This window comes from Streptomyces sp. NPDC048565 (genome assembly GCF_040650935.1).
In the GTDB taxonomy this organism is placed as follows: Bacteria; Actinomycetota; Actinomycetes; order Streptomycetales; family Streptomycetaceae; genus Streptomyces.
This window is the reverse complement of the sequence record NZ_JBEZIH010000003.1, coordinates 347,163-367,420: the sequence shown is the minus strand read 5'-3', so window position 1 is coordinate 367,420 and position 20,258 is coordinate 347,163. Positions and strand designations below refer to the sequence as shown.

Here is a 20,258-nt window from a genome sequence, read left to right as displayed (position 1 = left end):
GTCATGGATCTTGGACTGAAGGACCGTGTGTACATCGTCACCGGGGGCACCCGCGGGCTGGGCAACGCCACCGCGCGCGCTCTCGCCGCCGACGGTGCGAAGGTGATCATCTCGGGCCGTGACGAGAAGACGGCCGCCGAGGCCGCCGCGGAGCTGAGCCCCGAGGCCGTCGGGCTCGCCGCGGACAACGCCGACCCGCTGGCCGCCCGGCGGCTGGTGGACACCGCGAAGGAGCGCTTCGGCCGGCTGGACGGCATTCTCATCAGCGTCGGCGGCCCGGCGCCCGGCCTCGTCGCCGACAACACGGACGATCAGTGGCAGTCGGCCTTCGAGTCGGTCTTCCTCGGCGCCGTCCGGCTGGCCCGTACGGCGGCCGAGGCGCTGGGCGAGGGGGGTGTCATCGGGTTCGTCCTGTCCGGATCGGTGCACGAGCCGATCGCCGGCCTGACCATCTCCAACGGGCTGCGCCCCGGCCTCGCCGGCTTCGCCAAGTCCCTCGCCGACGAGCTGGGGCCGCGTGGCGTCCGGGTCGTCGGGGTGCTGCCGGCCCGGATCGACACGGACCGGGTGCGTGAGCTCGACTCCCTGTCGGGCGACGCCGACGCGTCCCGCAAGGCCAACGAGGCGAACATCCCCCTGCGCCGCTACGGCACCCCGGAGGAGTTCGGGAAGACCTCGGCCTTCCTGCTCTCCCCCGCCGCCTCCTATCTGACGGGCATCATGGTGCCGGTCGACGGCGGCGCACGGCACGGTTTCTGACGGCGCCGAGGGTTCTGACGGCGTCCCGGAGGGCGGCCCCGCCGGGAGTGCCCGTCAGGTCACCCGCTCCGCCCGGTGCTTGACCGCCTTCAGACGGACCTCGGCAGGCAGCTCGTCCAGCCCGGCCGAGGTCCGCGCATGGGTCAGCGCTCCCTCGGAGACGCCGCGCAGCACCAGCCCGGGGGACGCGTGCGGATCCATCAGCAGCCGGAGCCTGGCCTGCGGGGCGGTGCGCCGGCCGGTCAGTGTGGCGTTGGCGTCGGACACCCCGTCCAGGGACCCGGCGTCGTCGCCGAGCACTCCCTCAAGGGCCTTGCCGCGCAGCAGCGCTCCCTGGCCGTCGCCGCTGTCCACCCGCACCTCGGCGAGGCGCGCGCGGCGCAGCTGGGCCAGGAGCCACCACAGCGCGAGGACCACCAGGACGGCGAGGATCGCGATGACGGTGGGCCACCACCAGCCCTGGTCCCGCCATCTGGTCCGGTCTGCCTTGCTGAGCAGCACGTCACCCTTGCCGTCGAAGGGCCACCAGGAGGGTACGGAAACGCCGAGCCCTGTCGCGAGGACGGCGCCGCCGACGACGACGAGGATCAGCCCTGCCAGGCCGAGCAGCACCCGGTTGACGGTCTTGATCACGGGGTCACCCCTTCTTCGCCGGCCGGCGTACGTGCACGGAGAGGCCGGGCGGCCGGGCCAGGCCCAGCTCGCTGATGGCGTTGGACAGGACGGTGTCCAGGTCGGTCCTGACGTCGTCGAGTTCACGGAAGTGCGAGAGAGCACGCACGGTGGCCTTCTTCCGGGTCATCCTCACCCGGACGGACTGCACTCCGGACACCTCCACGGCCCGGTCCCGCAGGACGAGGGCGGCGGCGGTCCGGTCGAGTCCTGCCCGCACACCCGGGTGCCTGCGGCTCATGGGGAGCAGGGCGCGCAGCCCGGGGGTGAGGGCCAGCAGGAGCAGCCACAGGCCGAGTGCCGCCGCCAGCGCCGATCCCGCGAGGACCCATACGTCGTCGAGGTGACGGCTCGCCAGGTCGTCGGCGACGGAACGCCGCCACTGCATGGCCGGGCGGTCGGCCCTGACCGCCGCGATGTCGTAGAGCAGGATTCCGGAGCCGCCCAGCACGACCAGGGCGGTCAGGGCCGCGGGAATCCTGCGCCCGGACCAGAAACGGCCCGCTCTGCCGTCCGTCCGGTCCTGCGCCGGGGCCGGTTCGTAGCTGGAGCCGGAGGCGGACTGGTCCATCTCCAGCACTCCGCCGGCCGGCGCAGCCTCGACTGCGGGCAGACGGCGTGTGCTGTTCTCCGGGTCCTGGGGCTCGGTCATCGGGTACTCCCCTCCGGTGCGGTGCCGGCTCCCGACCGATGCAGCCGGTCGACCTGCACCGCCACTTCGGGAACCTGCATCCCCGCCAGAGCTTCTACCCGCTCGGCGACACGGCGACGCACCGCGCCGCACTGACGGCCGATGTCGCAGGGGTAGGCGAGGTCCATGCTGACCCGCACCCGTGCGGTGTCACGGTGCACGGTGACGGTGGCGCGTGGTGCGTCAGCGTCCTTGGGCCGTTCGTCGACGGCTTCCTTCGCCGCCTGCGCGGCGATCTTCGCGACGACCCGGTCGGCGATCCGGGTCTGCCCTCGCTCGGCGGCGCCGACCCGGTCTGTCACGCCCGTCACCGTCGTCGGTCGCCGCGCTCGCGACTCCGGAAGAAGTCGCCTGGTTCGAGGTCGCCGTCCAGGAAGCGGCCGGCGATGAAGCCGACCGCGCCCAGCGCGGCAACCAGTAGAAAGGCCCCGAATCCGCCGAAGTACCCGGCGAAACCGAGCGCCATACCGGCCAACAGGCCGACCACAGCCATGCTCATCGTGTGCTCCTCAACTACCGCGCGGGGGGAGAGCTACTGGACGCGTGACTCGGACTCGTCCTCGTCGTCCTCCTCGTCGGGCAGCTTGACATCGCTCACGGCGATGTTGACCTCGACGACTTCGAGGCCGGTCATCCGCTCGACGGCCGAGATGACGTTCTCGCGTACGTCACGGGCCACTTCGGCGATCGCCACGCCGTAGTCGACGACGATCTCCAGGTCGAGGGCGGCCTGCGATTCGCCGACCTCCGCCTTGACGCCGCGGGTGACGGACTTGTTGCCGCCGGGGACGCGGTCGCGTACCGCACCGAACGTCCGGGAGATGCCGCTGCCCATCGCGTGGACCCCGATGACATCCCGGGCGGCCATTCCGGCGATCTTCTCGACCACGCCGTCGGCGATGGTGGTACGGCCGCGCGTCGCGGGGGCTCCCCCGCCGCGCTTGCTGAACTGGCTCTGCCTGCCGTCGTCCCCACCGGACTCGCTGCCGGTGTCTTCGGGCCTGTTCCGCTGTGAACTCTCGGTCATCGCCGCTCTTCCCTTCGGGGCGGGTGAACTTCCGTGGCCCACAGTAAGTGCGCTTGCCCGATCGTGCGCCATGGATGGGGCAGGGTGGAGCAATGACAACGGCTGACAGCCCGTACAGGGCCGAGCAATGGACGTCTGCGGTACGCCAACGGCTCGGCCTGGGCAGATTGCTCCCTCTGGGCGGTCCGAACGACGGCTCCTGGATCGCGGAACGGGCGGCGACAGCGGTGCTGCGGGACGCCGCGGCCGGTTCGGGGGCCGTCCTCGGGACGCTCAGGATCGCCCCGGTGGACGAGGACGGCGCCCCTGATCCGGTGGTGCCCGGGCATCCCAGCGCACTGCGTCCTGGACCGCTGCGGATCGAGGCGGCCTTCTCCGCGACGGCACGGCGGCCACTGCCCGCCACGGCGGACGCCCTGCGCGCCACCCTGCTGACGGCGGCGGACCGGCGGCTCGGTCTGGTGGTCGAGGCGGTGGACCTGACGGTGACGGCGCTGCTGGAGGAGGAGCCCGAGCCGGACGCCGAGCCGGACGCCGACCTCCGCGCGGCCCGGCCGGACGATGTCGCCGGGACTGCGGCGGCCGGGGTTCCGGGCGTCGTCTCGCTGACGCATGTGCTGGGCAGCGCCGTGCAGCACACGGAGGGTCATGTCCGGGTGGAGCTCGCGACGTCCGGGAACCACCGGGCGCTCGATGTGGCGCGGGCGGTGCGCGCGGCGGTGGCCGAGGCCGTGGAGGGACCTGGGACGGTCGCCGTACTGGTCACGGCCGTCACGGACCGGGACTGACGCCGCCCCCCACCGTCCGGTGAGGGGCGGGGCCCGCCGGTCTCGTCGCCCCGGCCGGTCTCGGTCGGATCAGTCGGAGAGGCCCGCGAGGTCGCGCAGCCGACGGCCCTGGGCGGCCCGCTCGGCGGTGCGCTGCTGCTCGTACGTCCGCGAGACGGCGCCGCTCAGCAGCGCCTTGGTCTCGACGACGGCGTCGCGCGGGGCGGCGAGCAGCGCAGCGGCCAGGTCGAGCCCGGCAGCGTCGAGCTGGTCCGCGGGGACGACGAGGTTGGCGAGGCCGGTGCGCTCGGCCTCATCGGCGTGCACGAAGCGGCCGGTGGCGCAGATCTCGAGCGCGCGTGCGTACCCCACGAGGTTGACGAGGGGGTGCGTGCCCGTGAGGTCGGGGACGAGCCCCAGGCTGGTCTCACGCATGGCGAACTGCACGTCCTCGGCGACGATCCGCAGATCGCAGGCGAGGGCGAGCTGGAAGCCGGCCCCGATGGCGTGGCCCTGGACGGCCGCGATCGACACGATGTCGTTGCGGCGCCACCAGGTGAACGCCTCCTGGTACTCGGCGATGGTCGCGTCGAGCTCGGCCTCCGGGCCGCGCGCCATGTCGAGGAAGGACGGCTCGCCGTCGAATCCGTCGGGTTCGAACGCCTGCCGGTCGAGGCCCGCGGAGAAGGACTTGCCCTCGCCGCGCAGCACGACGACCCGCACGCTGCCGGGCAGTGCCCGTCCGGCCTCTGTCAACGCCCGCCACAGAGCGGGAGACTGAGCGTTGCGCTTGGCCGGGTTGGTGAGCGTCACCGTGGCAACCGCGTCATCGACGGTGAGCCGTACACCGTCCTTGTCGAGCACAGAGTCGTGCGAGGTCATGGGGCGCCTCCGGATCGGGTGCAGTCAGCACTTACTGGCAAGTAACTGAACTGAACAGTAACCACCCGGACGACCTGACGATCGACCGGGTGGCCACCCGGTGTTCCGGACACCCTTCGGAGCTGGTTCGGACCGGCCCAGGACACCGGCCGCTCACCACCGTCAGGCCGAAGCGGCCTTCTTGCCCCGAGTCGCTCCGCCGCGTCCCCGCAGCGTGACTCCGGACTCGCTGAGCATCCGGTGGACGAATCCGTAGGAGCGGCCCGTTTCCTCGGCCAGCGCCCGGATGCTCGCACCGGAGTCGTATTTCTTCTTCAGGTCTGCCGCGAGCTTGTCGCGCGCGGCGCCGGTCACCCGGCTGCCCTTCTTCAGAGTCTCGGCCACCCGTGCCTCCTCAAGGAAGTGCGCTCTGGACTCTCATGATCACCCCTCCTGGGCTTCCTGGCCACCCATTCGGCAAGGTCCGTGCGACCGGATTCCGCGTCCACAAGCGGCCGGACACAAGCGGAATCAGGCATTCGGAGGGGCACTCGGGCCCTTGCGGGGCCGTCTCAGAGAAAAACGGGCAGGTCAGGGCCGTACGAGGCCCGGTGGCCCGAAATGAGTGCGCCCGGCAGCTATCCGCCGGGCGCCGCGCCGGGGTACGAGACACGCTCGCCCAGATGATGGATCACCGATGGGCCGAATGATCCAGACGTGTTGGATCACCGGGTTCCGCACCGGATCCAGGGGCGCCCAGGGGTCAGGCGAGGGCGACCAGCTCGCGGTAACCCGCACTCCAGAGGTCCTCGACCCCGTCGGGCAGCAGGATGATCCGCTCCGGCTGGAGCGCCTCGACCGCGCCCTCGTCGTGGGTGACGAGGACGACGGCGCCCTTGTAGGTGCGCAGCGCCCCGAGGATCTCCTCGCGGCTGGCCGGGTCGAGGTTGTTCGTCGGCTCGTCGAGCAGCAGCACGTTGGCGGAGGAGACGACGAGCGTCGCCAGGGCGAGCCGGGTCTTCTCCCCGCCGGAGAGGACTCCGGCGGGCTTGTCGACGTCGTCACCGGAGAAGAGGAAGGAACCGAGCGTCTTGCGGACCTCGACGAGGTCGAGGTCGGGCGCCGCGGTGCGCATGTTCTCCAGGACGGTCCGCTCCGGGTCCAGGGTCTCGTGCTCCTGGGCGTAGTAGCCGAGCTTGAGGCCGTGACCCTCGATGACCTCACCGGTGTCGGGCTTCTCGGCGCCGCCGAGGAGCCGCAGGAGCGTCGTCTTGCCCGCACCGTTGAGGCCGAGGATGACGACGCGCGACCCCTTGTCGATGGCGAGGTCCACGTCGGTGAAGATCTCCAGCGATCCGTAGGACTTGGAGAGCCCCTCGGCCATCAGCGGGGTCTTGCCGCACGGGGACGGCTCGGGGAAGCGCAGCTTGGCCACCTTGTCGGAGACCCGCACCGCTTCCAGCCCGGAGAGCAGGCGCTCGGCCCGCTTGGCCATGTTCTGGGCGGCGACGGTCTTGGTCGCCTTGGCGCGCATCTTGTCGGCCTGGGAGTTCAGGGACGCGGCCTTCTTCTCGGCGTTCTGACGCTCGCGCTTGCGGCGCTTCTCGTCGGCCTCACGCTGCTGCTGGTAGAGCTTCCAGCCCATGTTGTAGATGTCGATCTGCGCACGGTTGGCGTCGAGGTAGAACACCTTGTTGACCACCGTCTCGATGAGCTCGGCATCGTGGGAGATCACGATGAAGCCGCCGCGGTAGCTCCTGAGGTAGTCACGCAGCCAGGCGATCGAGTCCGCGTCCAGGTGGTTGGTGGGCTCGTCGAGGAGCAGGATGTCGGCGTCCGAGAACAGGATGCGGGCCAGCTCGACACGGCGGCGCTGACCGCCGGAGAGCGTGTGCAGGGGCTGGCCGAGCACCCGGTCGGGCAGGCTCAGCGCGGCGGCGATGGTGGCGGCCTCCGCCTCGGCGGCGTATCCGCCCTTGGTGAGGAACTCCGTCTCCAGACGCTCGTACCGCTTCATCGCCTTCTCGCGGGTGGCGCCCTTGCCGTTCGCCATCCGCTCCTCGTTCTCCCGCATCTTGCGCAGGATCTCGTCGAGCCCGCGGGCCGAGAGGATGCGGTCGCGGGCCAGGACGTCGAGGTCGCCGGTGCGCGGGTCCTGCGGGAGGTAGCCGACCTCACCACTGTTGGTGATGGTGCCGCCGGCCGGCGTCCCCTCGCCCGCGAGGCACTTGGTGAGGGTGGTCTTGCCCGCGCCGTTACGGCCGACCAGGCCGATGCGGTCGCCCTTGGCGATACGGAAGGAGGCGGACTCGATGAGCATGCGGGCGCCGGCGCGCAGCTCGATGCCGGAAGCGGTGATCACGGAAAAACTCCAGGGCGGTTATGGACGGCGGAGGGACTACGGACTCACGACTCGACGCCGTTACTCATTGCTCAAGGAGAAATGCCATGAGACCCAGTCTACTGGCGGTGTCCATCTGCTTTACCGCGTACGCCCGGCCCACGGTCACCCTGCGGAGGGTGGTTCCGGGTGCGAGGTACCCGGCCCCTGCGACAACTTCGACCGACGGTGTCGGTGGCCGGTGCAAGACTGAGAGGGAGATCACATCGGGACGCGGAGGGCGGCGTCCGGAGCTTCGGGGCGTACGCCCCGGGCGCCTCGCACCGACTCCCCCGGGGCCCGCGCGGGCCCCGTCACGCCCCGCCGGTGTGCACCTGGAAGGCGGCCCGGCGTACGGCCTTGGCCAGGGCGGGGTCCGGGTGCGCGGCGGCAAGGGCGACCAGCACCTGGACGGTCCTCGGGTGTCCTACGGCCCGCACCTCGTCCAGGAGCGCGGGGACGGTGCCCTGGACGGCGGAGTCGAGATGGCGGACCAGCAGCCCGGTCTCGCCGTGGTCGGCCACGGCCGCCGCGGTGTCGACCCAGAGCCAGGTGGCCTCCTCGCGGCTGAGGACGTCCTGGGCGTCGTCCGGGTCGGTGCCCTCGTACTCGGCGAGCCAGAGCAGCGCGTAGGGGCGCAGCGACGCTTCGGTGACGACGGAGCGGACGACGGGCTCCGCCGGGGCGCCGACGACGCGCAGCGCCTCGAAGGCGAGGCCGCGCAGCAGGGCGTCCTCGCCCCGGGCGACGGCCAGGAGTTCGGCCACGGCGCTGCCGACGGGGCGGGCGGCCAGCCAGGCCCGGTATTCGGCGCGGGCCGGGCCCGGGGTGAGCCGTGCGCAGCCGAGCAGCATGTCGGCCGCCGGCTGCTCGATGTTGCCGGCCGGACTCTGCGCGGCGACGCAGATCTGCTCCAGCTTGACCCAGACGGCCCAGCTGCCCAGCGGAGTGAGGGTGGCGTGGCCGCCACCGAGCGTGAGGGCGCCTACGGAGGCGAGGCCTTCGAGTGCCCAGTCGAGCAGCAGGGCGTTCAGGTCGGCGGACGGTCCGGCTGACGGTCCGGCGGAGTCGGCGGGTGCGGGCTGCTCCTGCGGCCCGTACGGCACCTCGCACCGCTCCTCGTGGAGTTCCGCGACGCGCTGTCCGAGCAGGTCGAGGAGCGCGGGCACGGTGACGGTGCCCTCGGAGAGCTGGAGGAGGGAGAGCACCTGAGGTACGGCCTCGACGGCTTCCGCCACCGCGCCGGCCTCGATGCCGTCGGGTGAGGCGTGGACGAGGGACCAGGCGTCGAAGAGCGCGACCCAGCCGCGGAGCACCGCGGAGTCGTCGCGGTCCCAGGCGCGCAGCCGCCATCCGGGGCGGGCGGTGTCGCCGTGCAGCTCGATGAGGCCGGCCAGCCTGGCCCGGTCCCATCCGGCCAGCACCTGCGCCGGGGACAGCTCGAGCGCGGCGGAGGCCCGTTCGAGTGCCTGGGCCGCGAGTGGGACGGTGCCCGGGCTCGTGCCGTTCGCCGCCCAGTGGGCGATCCGTACGGAGTCGGCCAGTACGGCCCTGGCCTGGCGTGCCAGTTCCGCCGGGGGCGGTGTGCCCTCCGGCGGCCGGGGGGCCGGCCTGGTGCGCCGGGTCGTCACGGCCTTGCGGGCGGTCGCCTGGGGTCGCGGGCGGACAAGTCGCAGCCTGGAGTCGCGCGGGGTACGGGACGTCACGAGGAGCAGTCTTGCCTCTGACGGGCCGAAAGCCCAAACGGAGGCCGTGTCACCGCCGTTCGCAGGGCCTTCGAGCCGGGGCACCAACCGGGCGGTTCCGGGCCATCAGCTCACATCAGGGGCGTGAGGAAGCGCCGGAGTACCTCTTCGTAATCGGCCGGACCCGCATTCCACATCGCCGCGTGCGGAGCATCGGCCACGGGGTGCAGGGTCACCAGGTCGGGGCGGCGCGCGGCGAGCTCCTGGGACGGCTGCCAGGGCGCCAGGGTGTCGTCGGGGCCGTGGACGATGAGGGTGGGGGTGTGCAGGGCCGTCGGCACCGAGGTGCGCAGGAGCGGCGCTCCGTGCAGCCCGGTCTGGCCCTGGGCCGCCCGGACGGCGAGGGGCAGCAGCGCGGAGGGGACTCCCCGGGCCGAGGCGAGGGCGCGCAGGGTGGTCTGCCAGTCCAGGACCGGGGAGTCGAGGACGAGTCCGCTGATGCGGTCGCGCAGCGCGGAGTTGACGGCCGCGTGCAGCGCCATCGAGGCGCCGGTCGACCAGCCGTACAGGATGACGTTCTCCGCGCCGTAGCGCACGGCGTAGCGGATGGCCGCGTCGAGGTCGCGCCATTCGGACTCGCCGAGGTGGCCGAGACCGTCCGGGGAGCGCGGGGCGCCCACATCGCCTCGGTAGGCGAGGTCGAGCACGGGGAACTGCTGGGCGTGCAGGAACTCCATCACGTTCATGGGGTGATCCCTGCTGGTACCGAGGCCGTGCACCGTGATCACCCAGGTGTTGCGCACCGCGGGCACGAACCAGCCGGGCAGGGCGCCCAGTTCGCCGGGGATCTCGACCTCCTTGTGCGCGAGGCCGAGTGCGGCGAGCGGGTCGCCGCGGTGGATCTCCGGGGTGAGGCGGACCCTGGTGCCGGGCTTCAGGCTGCCGAGGTTCACGCGTTCCAGCCGGCGTACGACGGTGTCGGCGGAGACCTCGGAGGCCGCGGAGCCATCGGGCGACTGTTCGACCGCCGGGCCCACCACCGCGTGGACGCCGCGGCCGGTCAGGCCGTACGTACCGGGGCGCAGCGCCGGGAAGGAGCGGGTCAGGGTGATCCGGCCGGCCGCGGTGGCGTGCACGGTGAGACGGCGGTCACCGGGGAAGGGCCGTGGCGAGTGCGAGGGCGCCCCGAGGGCGGCGTCGCTGGCGTAGCGGCCGGCGGCGACCGCTGCCGCGCCGGCGCCGAGGATCGAGGTTGCGGCCACTGCCGCCGCTGTTGCCGGGCGCACGGCTCCAGTGTCCCGGGTGGCGGCGGCGTGTGCCAGTGGGCGGCGACCGTACGGTGCGGGGGGCCGGGGCTCAGCCGGGCTGGCCGTACCCCTTCAGGGCGTCCTGTACGTCGCGGAGCTGGGCCGGGGTGAGGAGGTTCGGCCGGTGTCCGGGCACGGAGCTCGCGGTGAGCCAGAGCCTGCACATCCATTCGAGCTGGGCGGTGCGGTCGTAGGCCTCGTCGAGGGTGGCGCCGTAGGTGACGGTGCCGTGGTTCTGCAGCAGGCAGCCGGTGCGGTCGCGCAGGGCGGCGAGCATGTGGTCGGCGAGCTCCCGCGTCCCGTAGCGAGCGTAGGGGGCGGTGCGGACGGGGCCGCCGAGCAGGGCGGCGGCGTAGTGGACGAGCGGTACCTCGGGGACGAGGGTGGAGACGGCCGTGGCGTGCACGGCGTGGGTGTGGACGACGGCGGTGGCGTCGGTGTCCCGGTAGACGGCCAGGTGGAGCGGGAGTTCGCTGGTCGGGGCCAGGTCGCCGAGCACCTGACGCCCTTCGAGGTCGACGCCGACGGCGTCCTTCGGGCCCAGCCGGTCGTAGGGCACCCCGCTGGGCGTGACCAGGACGATCCCGCCGGCCCTGGCCGACACATTGCCCGAGGTGCCGACGACCAGGCCCTCCGCAGCCGTCCGCCGGGCCGTCGCGACGACACCGTCCCAGGCCTGCCCGATCGCGTCCGCGCTCACGTCACTCATGCGGCGATCGTAGGGTCTCGCCTCCGGGTGACCGATGTCTCCCGGGAGGGCCGGACCCGGGCCCAGGACGAGCTGCGACCCCTCGCACACACAAGCGGAACGGACGTACGCGGTTGGGGTCACCATGCCGCCCTGCCCAGTTCATCTTCCGTTCACCCAGGTTGCTTACGTTCCACGTGCCACTGACGTCGAACGATTGCCTGGGTAAATGGAACACATCACGCTGCTGCTCGCGATCGTGATCGTGACGGCTCTCGTGTTCGATTTCACGAACGGTTTCCACGACACCGCCAACGCGATGGCCACCACCATCTCGACCGGCGCACTCAAGCCCAAGACAGCGGTGGCCATGTCCGCCGTTCTCAACCTCGTCGGCGCGTTCCTGTCGGTGGAGGTCGCCAAGACGATCTCCGGCGGGATCATCAATGAGAACGGCCTCAGAACCGAGGTCATCTTCGCCGCGCTCGTCGGCGCGATCCTGTGGAATCTGCTGACCTGGCTGGTCGGCCTGCCCTCCAGTTCCTCCCACGCACTCTTCGGCGGCCTCATCGGCGCCGCGGTCATGTCGGCCGGCTGGTCCTCGATCAACGGCGGCACCGTCGTCACGAAGGTCCTGCTGCCCGCCGTCGCCGCGCCCGTCGTGGCCGGTGTCGCCGCGCTGCTGGCCACGAAGCTGACGTACCGCCTCAACCGGAAGATCACCGACGAGGCGCAGCTGAAGTCGACCGCCAAGGGGTACCGCGCCGGCCAGATAGCCTCGGCCGGTCTCGTCTCGCTCGCCCACGGCACCAACGACGCACAGAAGACCATGGGCATCATCACCCTGGCCCTGGTCACCGGCGGGGTCCTCTCCCCCGGTTCCAACCCGCCCGTCTGGGTCATCACCTGTGCGGGTATCGCCATCGCGATGGGCACCTACCTCGGCGGCTGGCGCATCATCCGCACCATGGGCAGCGGCCTCACCGAGCTGCGTCCGCCGCAGGGTTTCGCGGCCCAGACCAGCGCGGCCACGGTCATCCTGGCCTCCTCGCACCTCGGCTTCTCGCTCTCCACCACGCAGTCCTGCTCCGGCGCCGTCATGGGCGCCGGACTCGGGCGCAAGGGGGGCACGGTCCGCTGGTCCACCGCAACCCGGATGTTCGTCGCCTGGGGTCTCACGCTGCCGGCCGCCGGACTGGTCGGCGCGGGTGCCGAGTTCCTGACCAAGCAGGGCCCCTGGGGCGTCACGGCGGTCGCCGTCCTGCTGATCGCGGGCTCGGGTGCCATCTGGACGCTGTCGCGCCGCAAGCCGGTCGACCACACCAACGTGACGGTGGGCGCGGAGCCCGCGGGCGTCGTCACCACCGCCGTCGCGGCGGTCAGCCCGCCCCCCGCCGGTGCCGCCGTACCGGACCTCAAGACCACCATCCCGGCCCCGACGGCCGGTACCCCGGCCGACCCGGCCACGGTGTAAGGACACAACCGCATGAACATCGACTGGGCAGCTCTCGCCACCGTCTTCGGCGTCAGTCTCGTGGCCACCGTCGCACTGGTCGGCCTCTTCACCCTCGGCGTCACCGGTCTGGCCAGGCGGACGCCGACGGCGCAGGGCGGCGGCGAGGCCGGCGCCCTGACGCGCACCGGCGCCTACGCCTGCTTCGGGCTGTGCCTGGCGGCGGTCGCGTACGGGATCTATCTGATCGTCGCCTGACCGCCACGCGGACAGGGCGCCGGGCCGGACACACCGCGGGTGTGTCCGGCCCGGTGTGCGTCTCAGCACACTGAAGCCTCGCAGGTCAACGGCAGGTTGACTGGTGTTCACGGGGCGTGGTGGACTGCCGGGGCCGTTTACGGCGACAGGAGAGGAAGCCGGTGCGAATCCGGCGCGGTCCCGCCACTGTCACCGGGGAGCAGCCTCCATTCGGAAGTCACGGTCCGCCATCGCGGGCTGGAAGGCCGGAGGAACTGCGGATCCGGAAGCCAGGAGACTCTCGTCGCCGGTCACGTCGAACCAGGGCGCGGACCCTGAGTGAGGACATACGCCATGTCTGGCTGCCCTGCGTCGGTCGGCGCACCCCCTGCCCCCAGGACGACAGGCCCTGGGGTCCTTCGAGGCGAGACGGCCGGCTGAGCGGTGCGAGCCGACCGCGTCTTCGCGTACGGCGCCGCCGCCGGTCTGATCGGCGATCTGCTGCTCGGTGATCCCCGGCGGGGCCATCCCGTCGCCGCTTTCGGGCGGGCAGCGGCGGGCGTCGAGAACCGGCTGTGGCGCGATCACCGTGGCTGGGGCGCCCTGCACACGCTCGTCTGCGCCGGGGGCGCCACGGGCGCCGCAGCGCTGGCCGCCCGTGCCGTGCGCGACCGTCCGGCCGCCGCGGTCGCGCTGACCGCCGCCGCCACCTGGTCCGTCGTCGGGGGCACCTCGCTGGGCCGCGAGGCCCGTGCCATCGGCGGGGCGCTGGCCGCGGGGGACATCGAGCGCGCCCGGGAGCTGCTGCCGCATCTGTGCGGGCGTGATCCGCAGTCGCTGGACGGCCCCGGGATCGCCCGCGCGGTGGTGGAGTCCGTCGCCGAGAACACCTCCGACGCCGTCGTGGGCGCCCTGGTGTGGGGCGCGCTCGGCGGGGTGCCGGGTCTTGTCGCCTTCCGCGCCGTCAACACCCTGGACGCGATGGTCGGCCACAAGTCCCCCCGCCACCGGCGCTACGGCTGGGCGTCCGCCCGGCTCGACGATGTCGCCGGCTGGCCAGGGGCCCGGCTCACCGCCGCGCTCGCCGTGGCCGCGGGCGGGCGGCCACGCGAGGCCGTACGGGCCTGGCGGGCCGACGCCGGCCGCCATCCCAGCCCGAACGCGGGCCCGGTGGAGGCCTCGTTCGCGGGAGCGCTCGGCGTGCGGCTCGGCGGCACGCTGGCGTACGGCGGGCGGGTCGAGCACCGGCCGGTGCTGGGCGGCGCGACGGGCCGGGACGTACGGACCACGGACATCGAACGCGCGGTGCGGCTGTCGCGCCGGGTGAGTGCGCTGGCCCTCGCCGTGTGTGCGGCGGGGCGTTCGGCCATGGGACGGAGAGCCACATGAGCGGCGGGCTGCTGGTCGCGGGGACCACCTCGGACGCGGGCAAGAGCGTCGTCACCGCCGGGATCTGCCGGTGGCTGGTGCGCCGGGGGGTGAAGGTCGCGCCCTTCAAGGCGCAGAACATGTCGCTGAACTCCTTCGTCACCCGGGAGGGTGCGGAGATCGGCCGCGCCCAGGCGATGCAGGCGCAGGCCGCCCGGGTGGAGCCGTCGGCACTGATGAACCCGGTGCTGCTGAAGCCGGGCGGCGACCGGTCGAGCCAGGTCGTCCTGATGGGGAAGCCGGTCGGCGAGATGAGTGCGCGTGGCTACCACGGGGGGCGGCAGGAGGCACTGCTGGGCACGGTCGTGGACTGCCTGGAGCAGCTGCGGGGCACGTATGACGCCGTGATCTGCGAGGGGGCGGGCAGTCCTGCCGAGATCAACCTGCGGCGTACGGACATCGTGAACATGGGCATCGCGCGGGCCGCGCGCTTTCCCGTGCTGGTGGTCGGCGACATCGACAGGGGCGGCGTCTTCGCCTCGTTCTTCGGCACGACGGCGCTGCTGAGCCCCGAGGACCAGTCGCTGGTCGCCGGATATCTCGTCAACAAGTTCCGCGGTGACGTGTCGCTGCTGGAGCCGGGGCTCGACATGCTGCTCGGGCTCACGGGGCGTCGTACGTACGGGGTGCTGCCGTACACCCACGGTCTGGGCATCGACGAGGAGGACGGGATGGGGGTCCCCCCTGCTCGAACGCAGCTGAGAGCTCGGGGGAGCGTGTCGATGCGCGGCACCGTACGGGAGTCGGTCGTGGCGCCGCCCCACGGCGACGACGTCCTGCGGGTCGCGGTGTGCGCGGTACCGCTGATGTCGAACTTCACCGATGTGGACGCGCTGGCGGCCGAGCCGGGTGTGGTGGTGCGGTTCGTGGACCGGGCGGACGAGCTCGCCGACGCGGACCTCGTCGTCGTGCCCGGGACGCGGGGCACCGTGAAGGCGCTGGCGTGGCTGCGCGAGCGGGGACTCGCCGAGGCGCTGCGGCGGCGGGCAGCCGAGGGGCGCCCGGTGCTGGGGATCTGCGGCGGGTTCCAGGTGCTGGGCGAGCGCATCGAGGACGACGTGGAGTCGCGGGCCGGGGTGGTCGACGCGCTCGGGCTGCTGCCGGTACGGGTCCGCTTCGGCCGCGGGAAGGTGCTCGGCCGGCCCGTCGGTTCGGCGCTCGGGGAGCCGGTGGAGGGGTACGAGATCCATCACGGGGTCGCCGAGGTGAGCGGCGGTGAGCCGTTCCTCGACGGGTGCCGGGTGGGCTCGGTCTGGGGGACGCACTGGCACGGCTCGCTGGAGAGCGACGGGTTCCGGCGGCGGTTCCTGGCGGAGGTGGCCCGGGCCGCCGGGCGGCGGTTCGTTGCCGCGCCGGACACCGTTTTCGGTGCTCTGCGGGAGGAACAGCTGGACCGGCTGGGGGATCTGATCGAGGAACACGCGGACACGGATGCGTTGTGGCGGTTGATCGAGGGCGGTGCGCCGGTGGGGTTGCCGTTCATCGCGCCGGGGGCGCCCCGGGCGCCGGACGGGCCTGAGGCGCAGCCCCGCACTACTGATGTTTCTGCGAACGAGGAGGCCCTGTGAGTACGCCGTATCCCTTCACCGCCATCGTCGGACAGGACGATCTACGGCTCGGGCTCCTGCTCAACGCCGTCAGTCCCGCCGTCGGCGGGGTCCTGGTCCGTGGGGAGAAGGGGACCGCGAAGTCCACCGCCGTACGGGCGCTGGCCGCGCTCATGCCCGAGGTGGAGGCCGTGCCGGGGTGTCGCTTCTCGTGCGACCCGGGGGCGCCCGATCCGGCGTGCCCCGACGGGCCCCACGAGACGCGTACGGGCGTGTCGCGTCCGGCGCGGACCGTGGAGCTTCCGGTCGGCGCGTCGGAGGACCGGCTGGTCGGTGCCCTCGACATCGAACGGGCGCTCTCCGAGGGCGTGAAGGCCTTCGAGCCGGGGCTGCTCGCCGACGCCCACCGCGGCATCCTCTACGTCGACGAGGTCAACCTCCTCCACGACCACCTGGTGGACCTGCTGCTCGACGCGGCGGCCATGGGCGCCTCGTACGTCGAGCGTGAGGGCGTCTCCGTCCGTCACGCGGCACGCTTCCTGCTGGTCGGGACGATGAACCCGGAGGAGGGCGAGCTCCGCCCGCAGTTGCTGGACCGCTTCGGACTGACCGTCGAGGTGGCGGCCTCACGCGATACGGACCTGCGCGTCGAGGTCGTACGGCGCAGGCTCGCCCACGACGACGACCCGGACGCCTTCGCCGCGCGGTGGGCCGACGAGGAGGCCGCGCTGCGCGAGCGGATCGTCGCCGCGCGCGCCCTGCTCCCCCGTGTGGTGCTCGGCGACGGCGTGTTGCGGCAGATCGCGGCGACGTGCGCGGCGTTCGAGGTCGACGGGATGCGGGCCGACATCGTCATGGCCCGCACCGCGACGGCGCTGGCGGCGTGGGCGGGGCGTGAGGAGGTCGTCGCGGACGATGTGCGGCAGGCCGCGCTCCTGGCACTCCCCCACCGGCGCCGGCGCAATCCCTTCGACGCGCCAGGCCTGGACGAGGACAAGCTGGACGAGGCGCTCGACGAGGCCGCGGACGCGCAGGGCGGAGATGACGGGGGCGACGACGACCCGGACCCCGACGGGCCCGGCGGCGGGGTGCCCCCGCAGGGCGGCGGCCCCGACGACGGCGGCAAGGGCACGGACGGTCCTGACGACGGCGGGCAGGACACGGGCGGCCCCGAGGCCGACGGCTCCGACGCGCCCGGCGGGCAGGAGACCGGGAGCGGCGACGCGCCCGCGCCGGGCGGGGGCGGGGAGCAGCAGCCCGTGCGGGCCGGCGAGCCGTTCCGTACGAAGATGCTCAGCGTGCCGGGCCTGGGCGAGGGCGCGGCGGGGCGGCGCTCCCGGGCGCGTACCGAGCACGGCCGGACCACCGGGTCGCGCCGGCCCGAGGGGGCGCTGACGAAGCTGCACCTGGCGGCGACCGTGCAGGCGGCCGCGCCGCACCAGCGGGCGCGCGGCCGTTCGGGGCGTGGTCTGGTCGTACGGCGGGACGATCTGCGGCAGGCGACGCGGGAGGGGCGCGAGGGCAATCTCGTGCTGTTCGTCGTGGACGCCTCCGGGTCGATGGCGGCACGGCAGCGGATGAGCGCGGTGAAGGGCGCCGTGATGTCGCTGCTCCTCGACGCGTACCAGCGCCGGGACAAGGTCGGCCTGGTCACCTTCCGGGGCAAGGACGCGGAGGTCGTGCTGCCGCCCACCTCGTCGGTCGACGCCGCCGCCGCACGGCTGGAGACGCTGCCGACCGGCGGGCGCACCCCGCTGGCCGCCGGGCTGCTCAAGGCGCACGACGTGCTGCGGGTGGAGCGGCTGCGTGATCCCTCACGGCGGGCGCTCCTCGTCGTGGTGACGGACGGCCGGGCGACCGGCGGTGTCGACCCGGTGGCGCTGGCGGCGCGGGCCGGACGGCTACACGCATCCGATGGCACCGCGTCCGTCGTCGTGGACTGCGAGTCGGGGTTCGTACGCCTCGGTCTCGCCGTACAGCTCGCACGGGATCTGGGAGGCAGCGCGGTCACGCTCGACGAGCTGCGCGCCGACTCGATCGCCGGGCTTGTCAAGGACATCACTGCTACACGAAAGGCCGCTTGATGCCACAGGGACAGCCGGTATCGGTACCGGACGACGGACTGACGACACGCCAGCGGCGCAACCGTCCGCTGCTGTTCGTCCACACGGGCATCGGCAAGGGCAAGTCGACGGCGGCCTTCGGCCTTGCGCTGCGCGCCTGGAACCAGGGCTGGCCGATCGGGGTGTTCCAGTTCGTGAAGTCGGCGAAGTGGAAGGTCGGTGAGGAGAACGCGCTGAAGGTGCTGGGCGCGAGCGGCGAGGGCGGCAGCGTCGACTGGCACAAGATGGGCGAGGGCTGGTCGTGGGTCCAGCGGGACAACCAGCTGGACAATGAGGAGAAGGCGCGCGAGGGCTGGGAGCAGGTCAAGCGTGACCTGGCGGCCGAGACGTACAAGCTGTACGTGCTCGACGAGTTCGCGTATCCGATGCACTGGGGCTGGATCGACACCGACGAGGTCGTCGAGGTGATGCGGGACCGCCCGGGGACGCAGCATGTGGTGATCACGGGACGGAACGCCCCGCAGAAGCTGATCGAGGCTGCCGACCTGGTGACCGACATGTCGAAGGTCAAGCACCCGATGGACGCGGGTCAGAAGGGCCAGAGAGGCATCGAGTGGTGAGTGTTCCTCGTCTGGTGATCGCGGCGCCCGCGTCGGGCAGCGGAAAGACCACGGTCGCCACGGGTCTGATGGCGGCCTTCGCCGGGCGTGGCCTCGCGGTGTCCCCGCACAAGGTGGGGCCCGACTACATCGATCCGGGCTACCACGCGTTGGCCACCGGACGCCCGGGGCGCAACCTCGACGCGTACATGTGCGGGCCCGATCTGATCGCCCCGCTGTTCACGCACGGTGCGCACGGCTGCGACCTGGCAGTCGTCGAAGGCGTGATGGGGCTGTACGACGGGGCCTCGGGCCAAGGGGAACTCGCCTCGACCGCCCAGGTGTCCAAGCTGCTGCGGGCACCCGTCGTACTGGTCGTCGACGCGTCCTCGCAGTCGCGTTCGGTCGCGGCCCTGGTGCACGGTTTCGCGTCCTGGGACCCTCAGGTGCGGATCGGCGGGGTGATCCTCAACAAAGTGGCGTCCGACCGCCATGAGGCGCTGTTGCGGGAGGCGCTCGACGAGTCCGGGCTGCCGGTGCTCGGAGTGCTGCGGCGGGCGCCGCAGGTGGCGACCCCCTCGCGCCATCTGGGCCTCGTCCCGGTCGCCGAGCGGCAGACGGACGCGCTCGACGCCGTACGCGCGATGGGTGAACGCGTACGTGAGGGCTGCGATCTGGACGCGCTGATGGCGCTGGCCCGTTCGGCGCCGGACCTGTCCGACGAGGCGTGGGAGCCTCAGGCGTACCCCCAGGAGGGGGCCGGGCCCGTGGTGGCCGTGGCGGGCGGCGCCGCGTTCACCTTCGCCTACGCGGAGCACGCCGAGCTGCTGACGGCGGCGGGCGCCGACGTGGCCGTCTTCGACCCGCTGCACGACGAGAAGCTGCCCGCGGGCACGGCGGGGCTGGTCGTCGGCGGCGGCTTCCCCGAGGTGTACGGGCCCGAGCTGTCGGCGAACGAGCCGCTGCGCCGAGCGGTGACGGATCTGGCCCTGTCGGGCGCGCCGGTGGCGGCGGAGTGCGCGGGGCTGCTCTATCTGGCCCGTGAGCTGGACGGGCGCCCGATGTGCGGGGTGCTGGACGCATCGGCCCGGATGTCCGAGCGGCTGACGCTCGGCTACCGGCAGGCGGTGGCGGTGTCCGACAGTGTGCTGGCGGAGGCCGGGACGCGGCTGCGCGGGCACGAGTTCCACCGCACGGTGCTGGAGCCGGGGGCCGGTGCGACGCCCGCCTGGGGTCTGCATCAGCCGGAGCGGCGGGTGGAGGGTTTCGTACAGCAGGGCGTGCACGCGAGTTATCTGCACACGCACTGGGCTGCGGCGCCCTCGGTGGCGCGGCGTTTCGTGGAGCGGTGCCGGGGGTGATGTCAGTCCGCGATGCCGACCACCAGCCAGATGAAGCCCACCCCCACGACCGTGCACAGCAGCGTGGAGCGGGCCGGGTGCTCGTGGTGCGCCTCGGGAAGGATCTCCGCCGCGGCGAGATAGAGGAGCGCCCCGCCGAAGAATCCGAGATAGCAGCCGAGCAGTTCCTCCGGAAGGGTGAACAGCAGCGTGGTCGCCGCTCCGAGAATCGGGGCCGATGCGTCCGCGTACAGCATCAGGAGCGCCTTGCGTCGGGCGTTCCCGTAGAGGCTGGTGATCGTGTACGTGTTGAAGCCGTCGGCGAAGTCATGCGTGATGACGGCGAGCGCGACGGCGGCGCCCATCCCGCCGCCGACCTGGAAGGCCGCGCCGAGCGCGACGCCGTCCATCAGGCTGTGGCCCACCATCGCCGCCGCCGCCGTCAGCCCGACCTGCGGCACCCGCTCCTCGCCCGCCCCGTGTGCCGCCTGGCGTACGGCGAGCGAGCGCTCCACGAGATGAGCCGTCAGGAATCCGCCGACGAACAGCAGCAGGGCCGCGGGCACACCGAAGACCGGGCCGCCCGCTGCCTCCACCGCCTCGGGCAGCAGATCGAGACCGACGACGCCCAGCATCAGTCCGCCGGCGAAGCCGAGCACGAGGTGCCTGCGGTCGCTGACGCGCTGCGCGACCCAGCCGCCCGCCAGGGTCATCAGGAACGCGCCGAGCGCGACGAATACCGCCATGGGCCCTT

The 20,258-nt window shown here is 72.7% G+C and carries 21 protein-coding genes and 1 riboswitch; of the genes, 9 read left to right on the top strand and 12 right to left on the bottom strand.

Annotated elements, in window-relative coordinates; genetic code table 11:
• Window positions 1-3 precede the first annotated feature (3 nt).
• Window positions 4-759, top strand: coding sequence for an SDR family oxidoreductase (locus AB0C75_RS06055; RefSeq protein ID WP_362887515.1), 756 nt, complete (start codon window positions 4-6; stop codon window positions 757-759).
• Window positions 760-813: 54 nt separating this feature from the next.
• On the opposite strand, the gene amaP is transcribed toward AB0C75_RS06055, so the two are convergent.
• From amaP to AB0C75_RS06030, 5 genes are read right to left on the bottom strand one after another with little or no spacing between them, the layout of a single operon-like run.
• On the bottom strand, window positions 814-1,392 hold the full coding sequence (gene amaP, locus AB0C75_RS06050) for an alkaline shock response membrane anchor protein AmaP (protein WP_362887513.1): 579 nt from the start codon (window positions 1,390-1,392) through the stop codon (window positions 814-816).
• Between the two features lie 4 nt (window positions 1,393-1,396).
• Window positions 1,397-2,083: a DUF6286 domain-containing protein gene (locus AB0C75_RS06045; RefSeq protein WP_362887511.1), complete on the bottom strand. Its 687-nt coding sequence runs from the start codon at window positions 2,081-2,083 to the stop codon at window positions 1,397-1,399.
• Window positions 2,080-2,433: a hypothetical protein gene (locus AB0C75_RS06040; protein ID WP_362887509.1), complete on the bottom strand. Its 354-nt coding sequence runs from the start codon at window positions 2,431-2,433 to the stop codon at window positions 2,080-2,082. Before AB0C75_RS06040 ends, AB0C75_RS06045 begins: the two co-directional genes overlap by 4 nt.
• Window positions 2,430-2,621 (bottom strand): hypothetical protein, encoded by a 192-nt coding sequence (locus tag AB0C75_RS06035; protein WP_073720205.1) that lies wholly within the window; start codon window positions 2,619-2,621, stop codon window positions 2,430-2,432. Before AB0C75_RS06035 ends, AB0C75_RS06040 begins: the two co-directional genes overlap by 4 nt.
• Window positions 2,622-2,654: 33 nt before the next feature.
• Window positions 2,655-3,149 (bottom strand): Asp23/Gls24 family envelope stress response protein, encoded by a 495-nt coding sequence (locus tag AB0C75_RS06030; RefSeq protein ID WP_362887507.1) that lies wholly within the window; start codon window positions 3,147-3,149, stop codon window positions 2,655-2,657.
• A gap of 92 nt (window positions 3,150-3,241) precedes the next feature.
• On the opposite strand from AB0C75_RS06030, the gene AB0C75_RS06025 reads away from it, so the two are divergent.
• Entirely contained in the window at window positions 3,242-3,937 is a 696-nt protein-coding gene (locus tag AB0C75_RS06025; RefSeq protein ID WP_362887505.1) for a hypothetical protein, read from the top strand.
• Window positions 3,938-4,006: 69 nt separating this feature from the next.
• On the opposite strand, the gene AB0C75_RS06020 is transcribed toward AB0C75_RS06025, so the two are convergent.
• From AB0C75_RS06020 to AB0C75_RS05995, 6 genes are all read right to left on the bottom strand, one after another.
• Window positions 4,007-4,798, bottom strand: coding sequence for an enoyl-CoA hydratase/isomerase family protein (locus AB0C75_RS06020; RefSeq protein WP_362887503.1), 792 nt, complete (start codon window positions 4,796-4,798; stop codon window positions 4,007-4,009).
• A 162-nt stretch (window positions 4,799-4,960) separates the two neighbouring features.
• Complete coding sequence (locus AB0C75_RS06015; RefSeq protein WP_006123601.1) at window positions 4,961-5,182, bottom strand: helix-turn-helix domain-containing protein; 222 nt, start codon at window positions 5,180-5,182, stop codon at window positions 4,961-4,963.
• A 358-nt stretch (window positions 5,183-5,540) separates the two neighbouring features.
• Entirely contained in the window at window positions 5,541-7,139 is a 1,599-nt protein-coding gene (abc-f, locus tag AB0C75_RS06010) for a ribosomal protection-like ABC-F family protein (protein WP_362887501.1), read from the bottom strand.
• 332 nt (window positions 7,140-7,471) lie between these two features.
• Entirely contained in the window at window positions 7,472-8,788 is a 1,317-nt protein-coding gene (locus AB0C75_RS06005) for a hypothetical protein (RefSeq protein WP_362887619.1), read from the bottom strand.
• 185 nt (window positions 8,789-8,973) lie between these two features.
• On the bottom strand, window positions 8,974-10,128 hold the full coding sequence (locus tag AB0C75_RS06000) for an alpha/beta fold hydrolase (RefSeq protein WP_362887499.1): 1,155 nt from the start codon (window positions 10,126-10,128) through the stop codon (window positions 8,974-8,976).
• Window positions 10,129-10,198: 70 nt separating this feature from the next.
• Entirely contained in the window at window positions 10,199-10,858 is a 660-nt protein-coding gene (locus AB0C75_RS05995) for a class II aldolase/adducin family protein (protein ID WP_362887497.1), read from the bottom strand.
• 208 nt (window positions 10,859-11,066) lie between these two features.
• Between AB0C75_RS05995 and AB0C75_RS05990 the strand changes: the two genes are divergently transcribed.
• The 7 genes from AB0C75_RS05990 to AB0C75_RS05960 all read left to right on the top strand — a co-directional run bounded on the left by AB0C75_RS05990 (window position 11,067) and on the right by AB0C75_RS05960 (window position 19,525).
• Window positions 11,067-12,311, top strand: coding sequence for an inorganic phosphate transporter (locus tag AB0C75_RS05990; protein WP_362887495.1), 1,245 nt, complete (start codon window positions 11,067-11,069; stop codon window positions 12,309-12,311).
• A 12-nt stretch (window positions 12,312-12,323) separates the two neighbouring features.
• Window positions 12,324-12,548: a hypothetical protein gene (locus AB0C75_RS05985; protein WP_362887493.1), complete on the top strand. Its 225-nt coding sequence runs from the start codon at window positions 12,324-12,326 to the stop codon at window positions 12,546-12,548.
• 150 nt (window positions 12,549-12,698) lie between these two features.
• A riboswitch (cobalamin riboswitch) is annotated at window positions 12,699-12,828 on the top strand.
• 143 nt (window positions 12,829-12,971) lie between these two features.
• Window positions 12,972-13,916, top strand: coding sequence for a cobalamin biosynthesis protein (locus tag AB0C75_RS05980; RefSeq protein ID WP_362887491.1), 945 nt, complete (start codon window positions 12,972-12,974; stop codon window positions 13,914-13,916).
• Entirely contained in the window at window positions 13,913-15,523 is a 1,611-nt protein-coding gene (locus tag AB0C75_RS05975) for a cobyric acid synthase (protein WP_362887489.1), read from the top strand. The genes AB0C75_RS05980 and AB0C75_RS05975 overlap by 4 nt, the downstream gene beginning before the upstream one ends.
• Window positions 15,520-17,586 (top strand): putative cobaltochelatase, encoded by a 2,067-nt coding sequence (locus AB0C75_RS05970; RefSeq protein WP_362887487.1) that lies wholly within the window; start codon window positions 15,520-15,522, stop codon window positions 17,584-17,586. The genes AB0C75_RS05975 and AB0C75_RS05970 overlap by 4 nt, the downstream gene beginning before the upstream one ends.
• The gene (cobO, locus tag AB0C75_RS05965) at window positions 17,586-18,185 is read left to right on the top strand and encodes a cob(I)yrinic acid a,c-diamide adenosyltransferase (protein ID WP_147962028.1); all 600 of its coding nucleotides are present in this window, start codon (window positions 17,586-17,588) and stop codon (window positions 18,183-18,185) included. The genes AB0C75_RS05970 and cobO overlap by 1 nt, the downstream gene beginning before the upstream one ends.
• Window positions 18,179-19,525: a cobyrinate a,c-diamide synthase gene (locus AB0C75_RS05960; RefSeq protein ID WP_362887485.1), complete on the top strand. Its 1,347-nt coding sequence runs from the start codon at window positions 18,179-18,181 to the stop codon at window positions 19,523-19,525. Before cobO ends, AB0C75_RS05960 begins: the two co-directional genes overlap by 7 nt.
• Before the next feature lie 2 nt (window positions 19,526-19,527).
• On the opposite strand, the gene AB0C75_RS05955 is transcribed toward AB0C75_RS05960, so the two are convergent.
• A complete protein-coding gene (locus AB0C75_RS05955; RefSeq protein WP_362887483.1) occupies window positions 19,528-20,250 on the bottom strand; it encodes a ZIP family metal transporter in 723 nt (240 codons plus the stop codon).
• Between the last annotated feature and the right edge of the window lie 8 nt (window positions 20,251-20,258).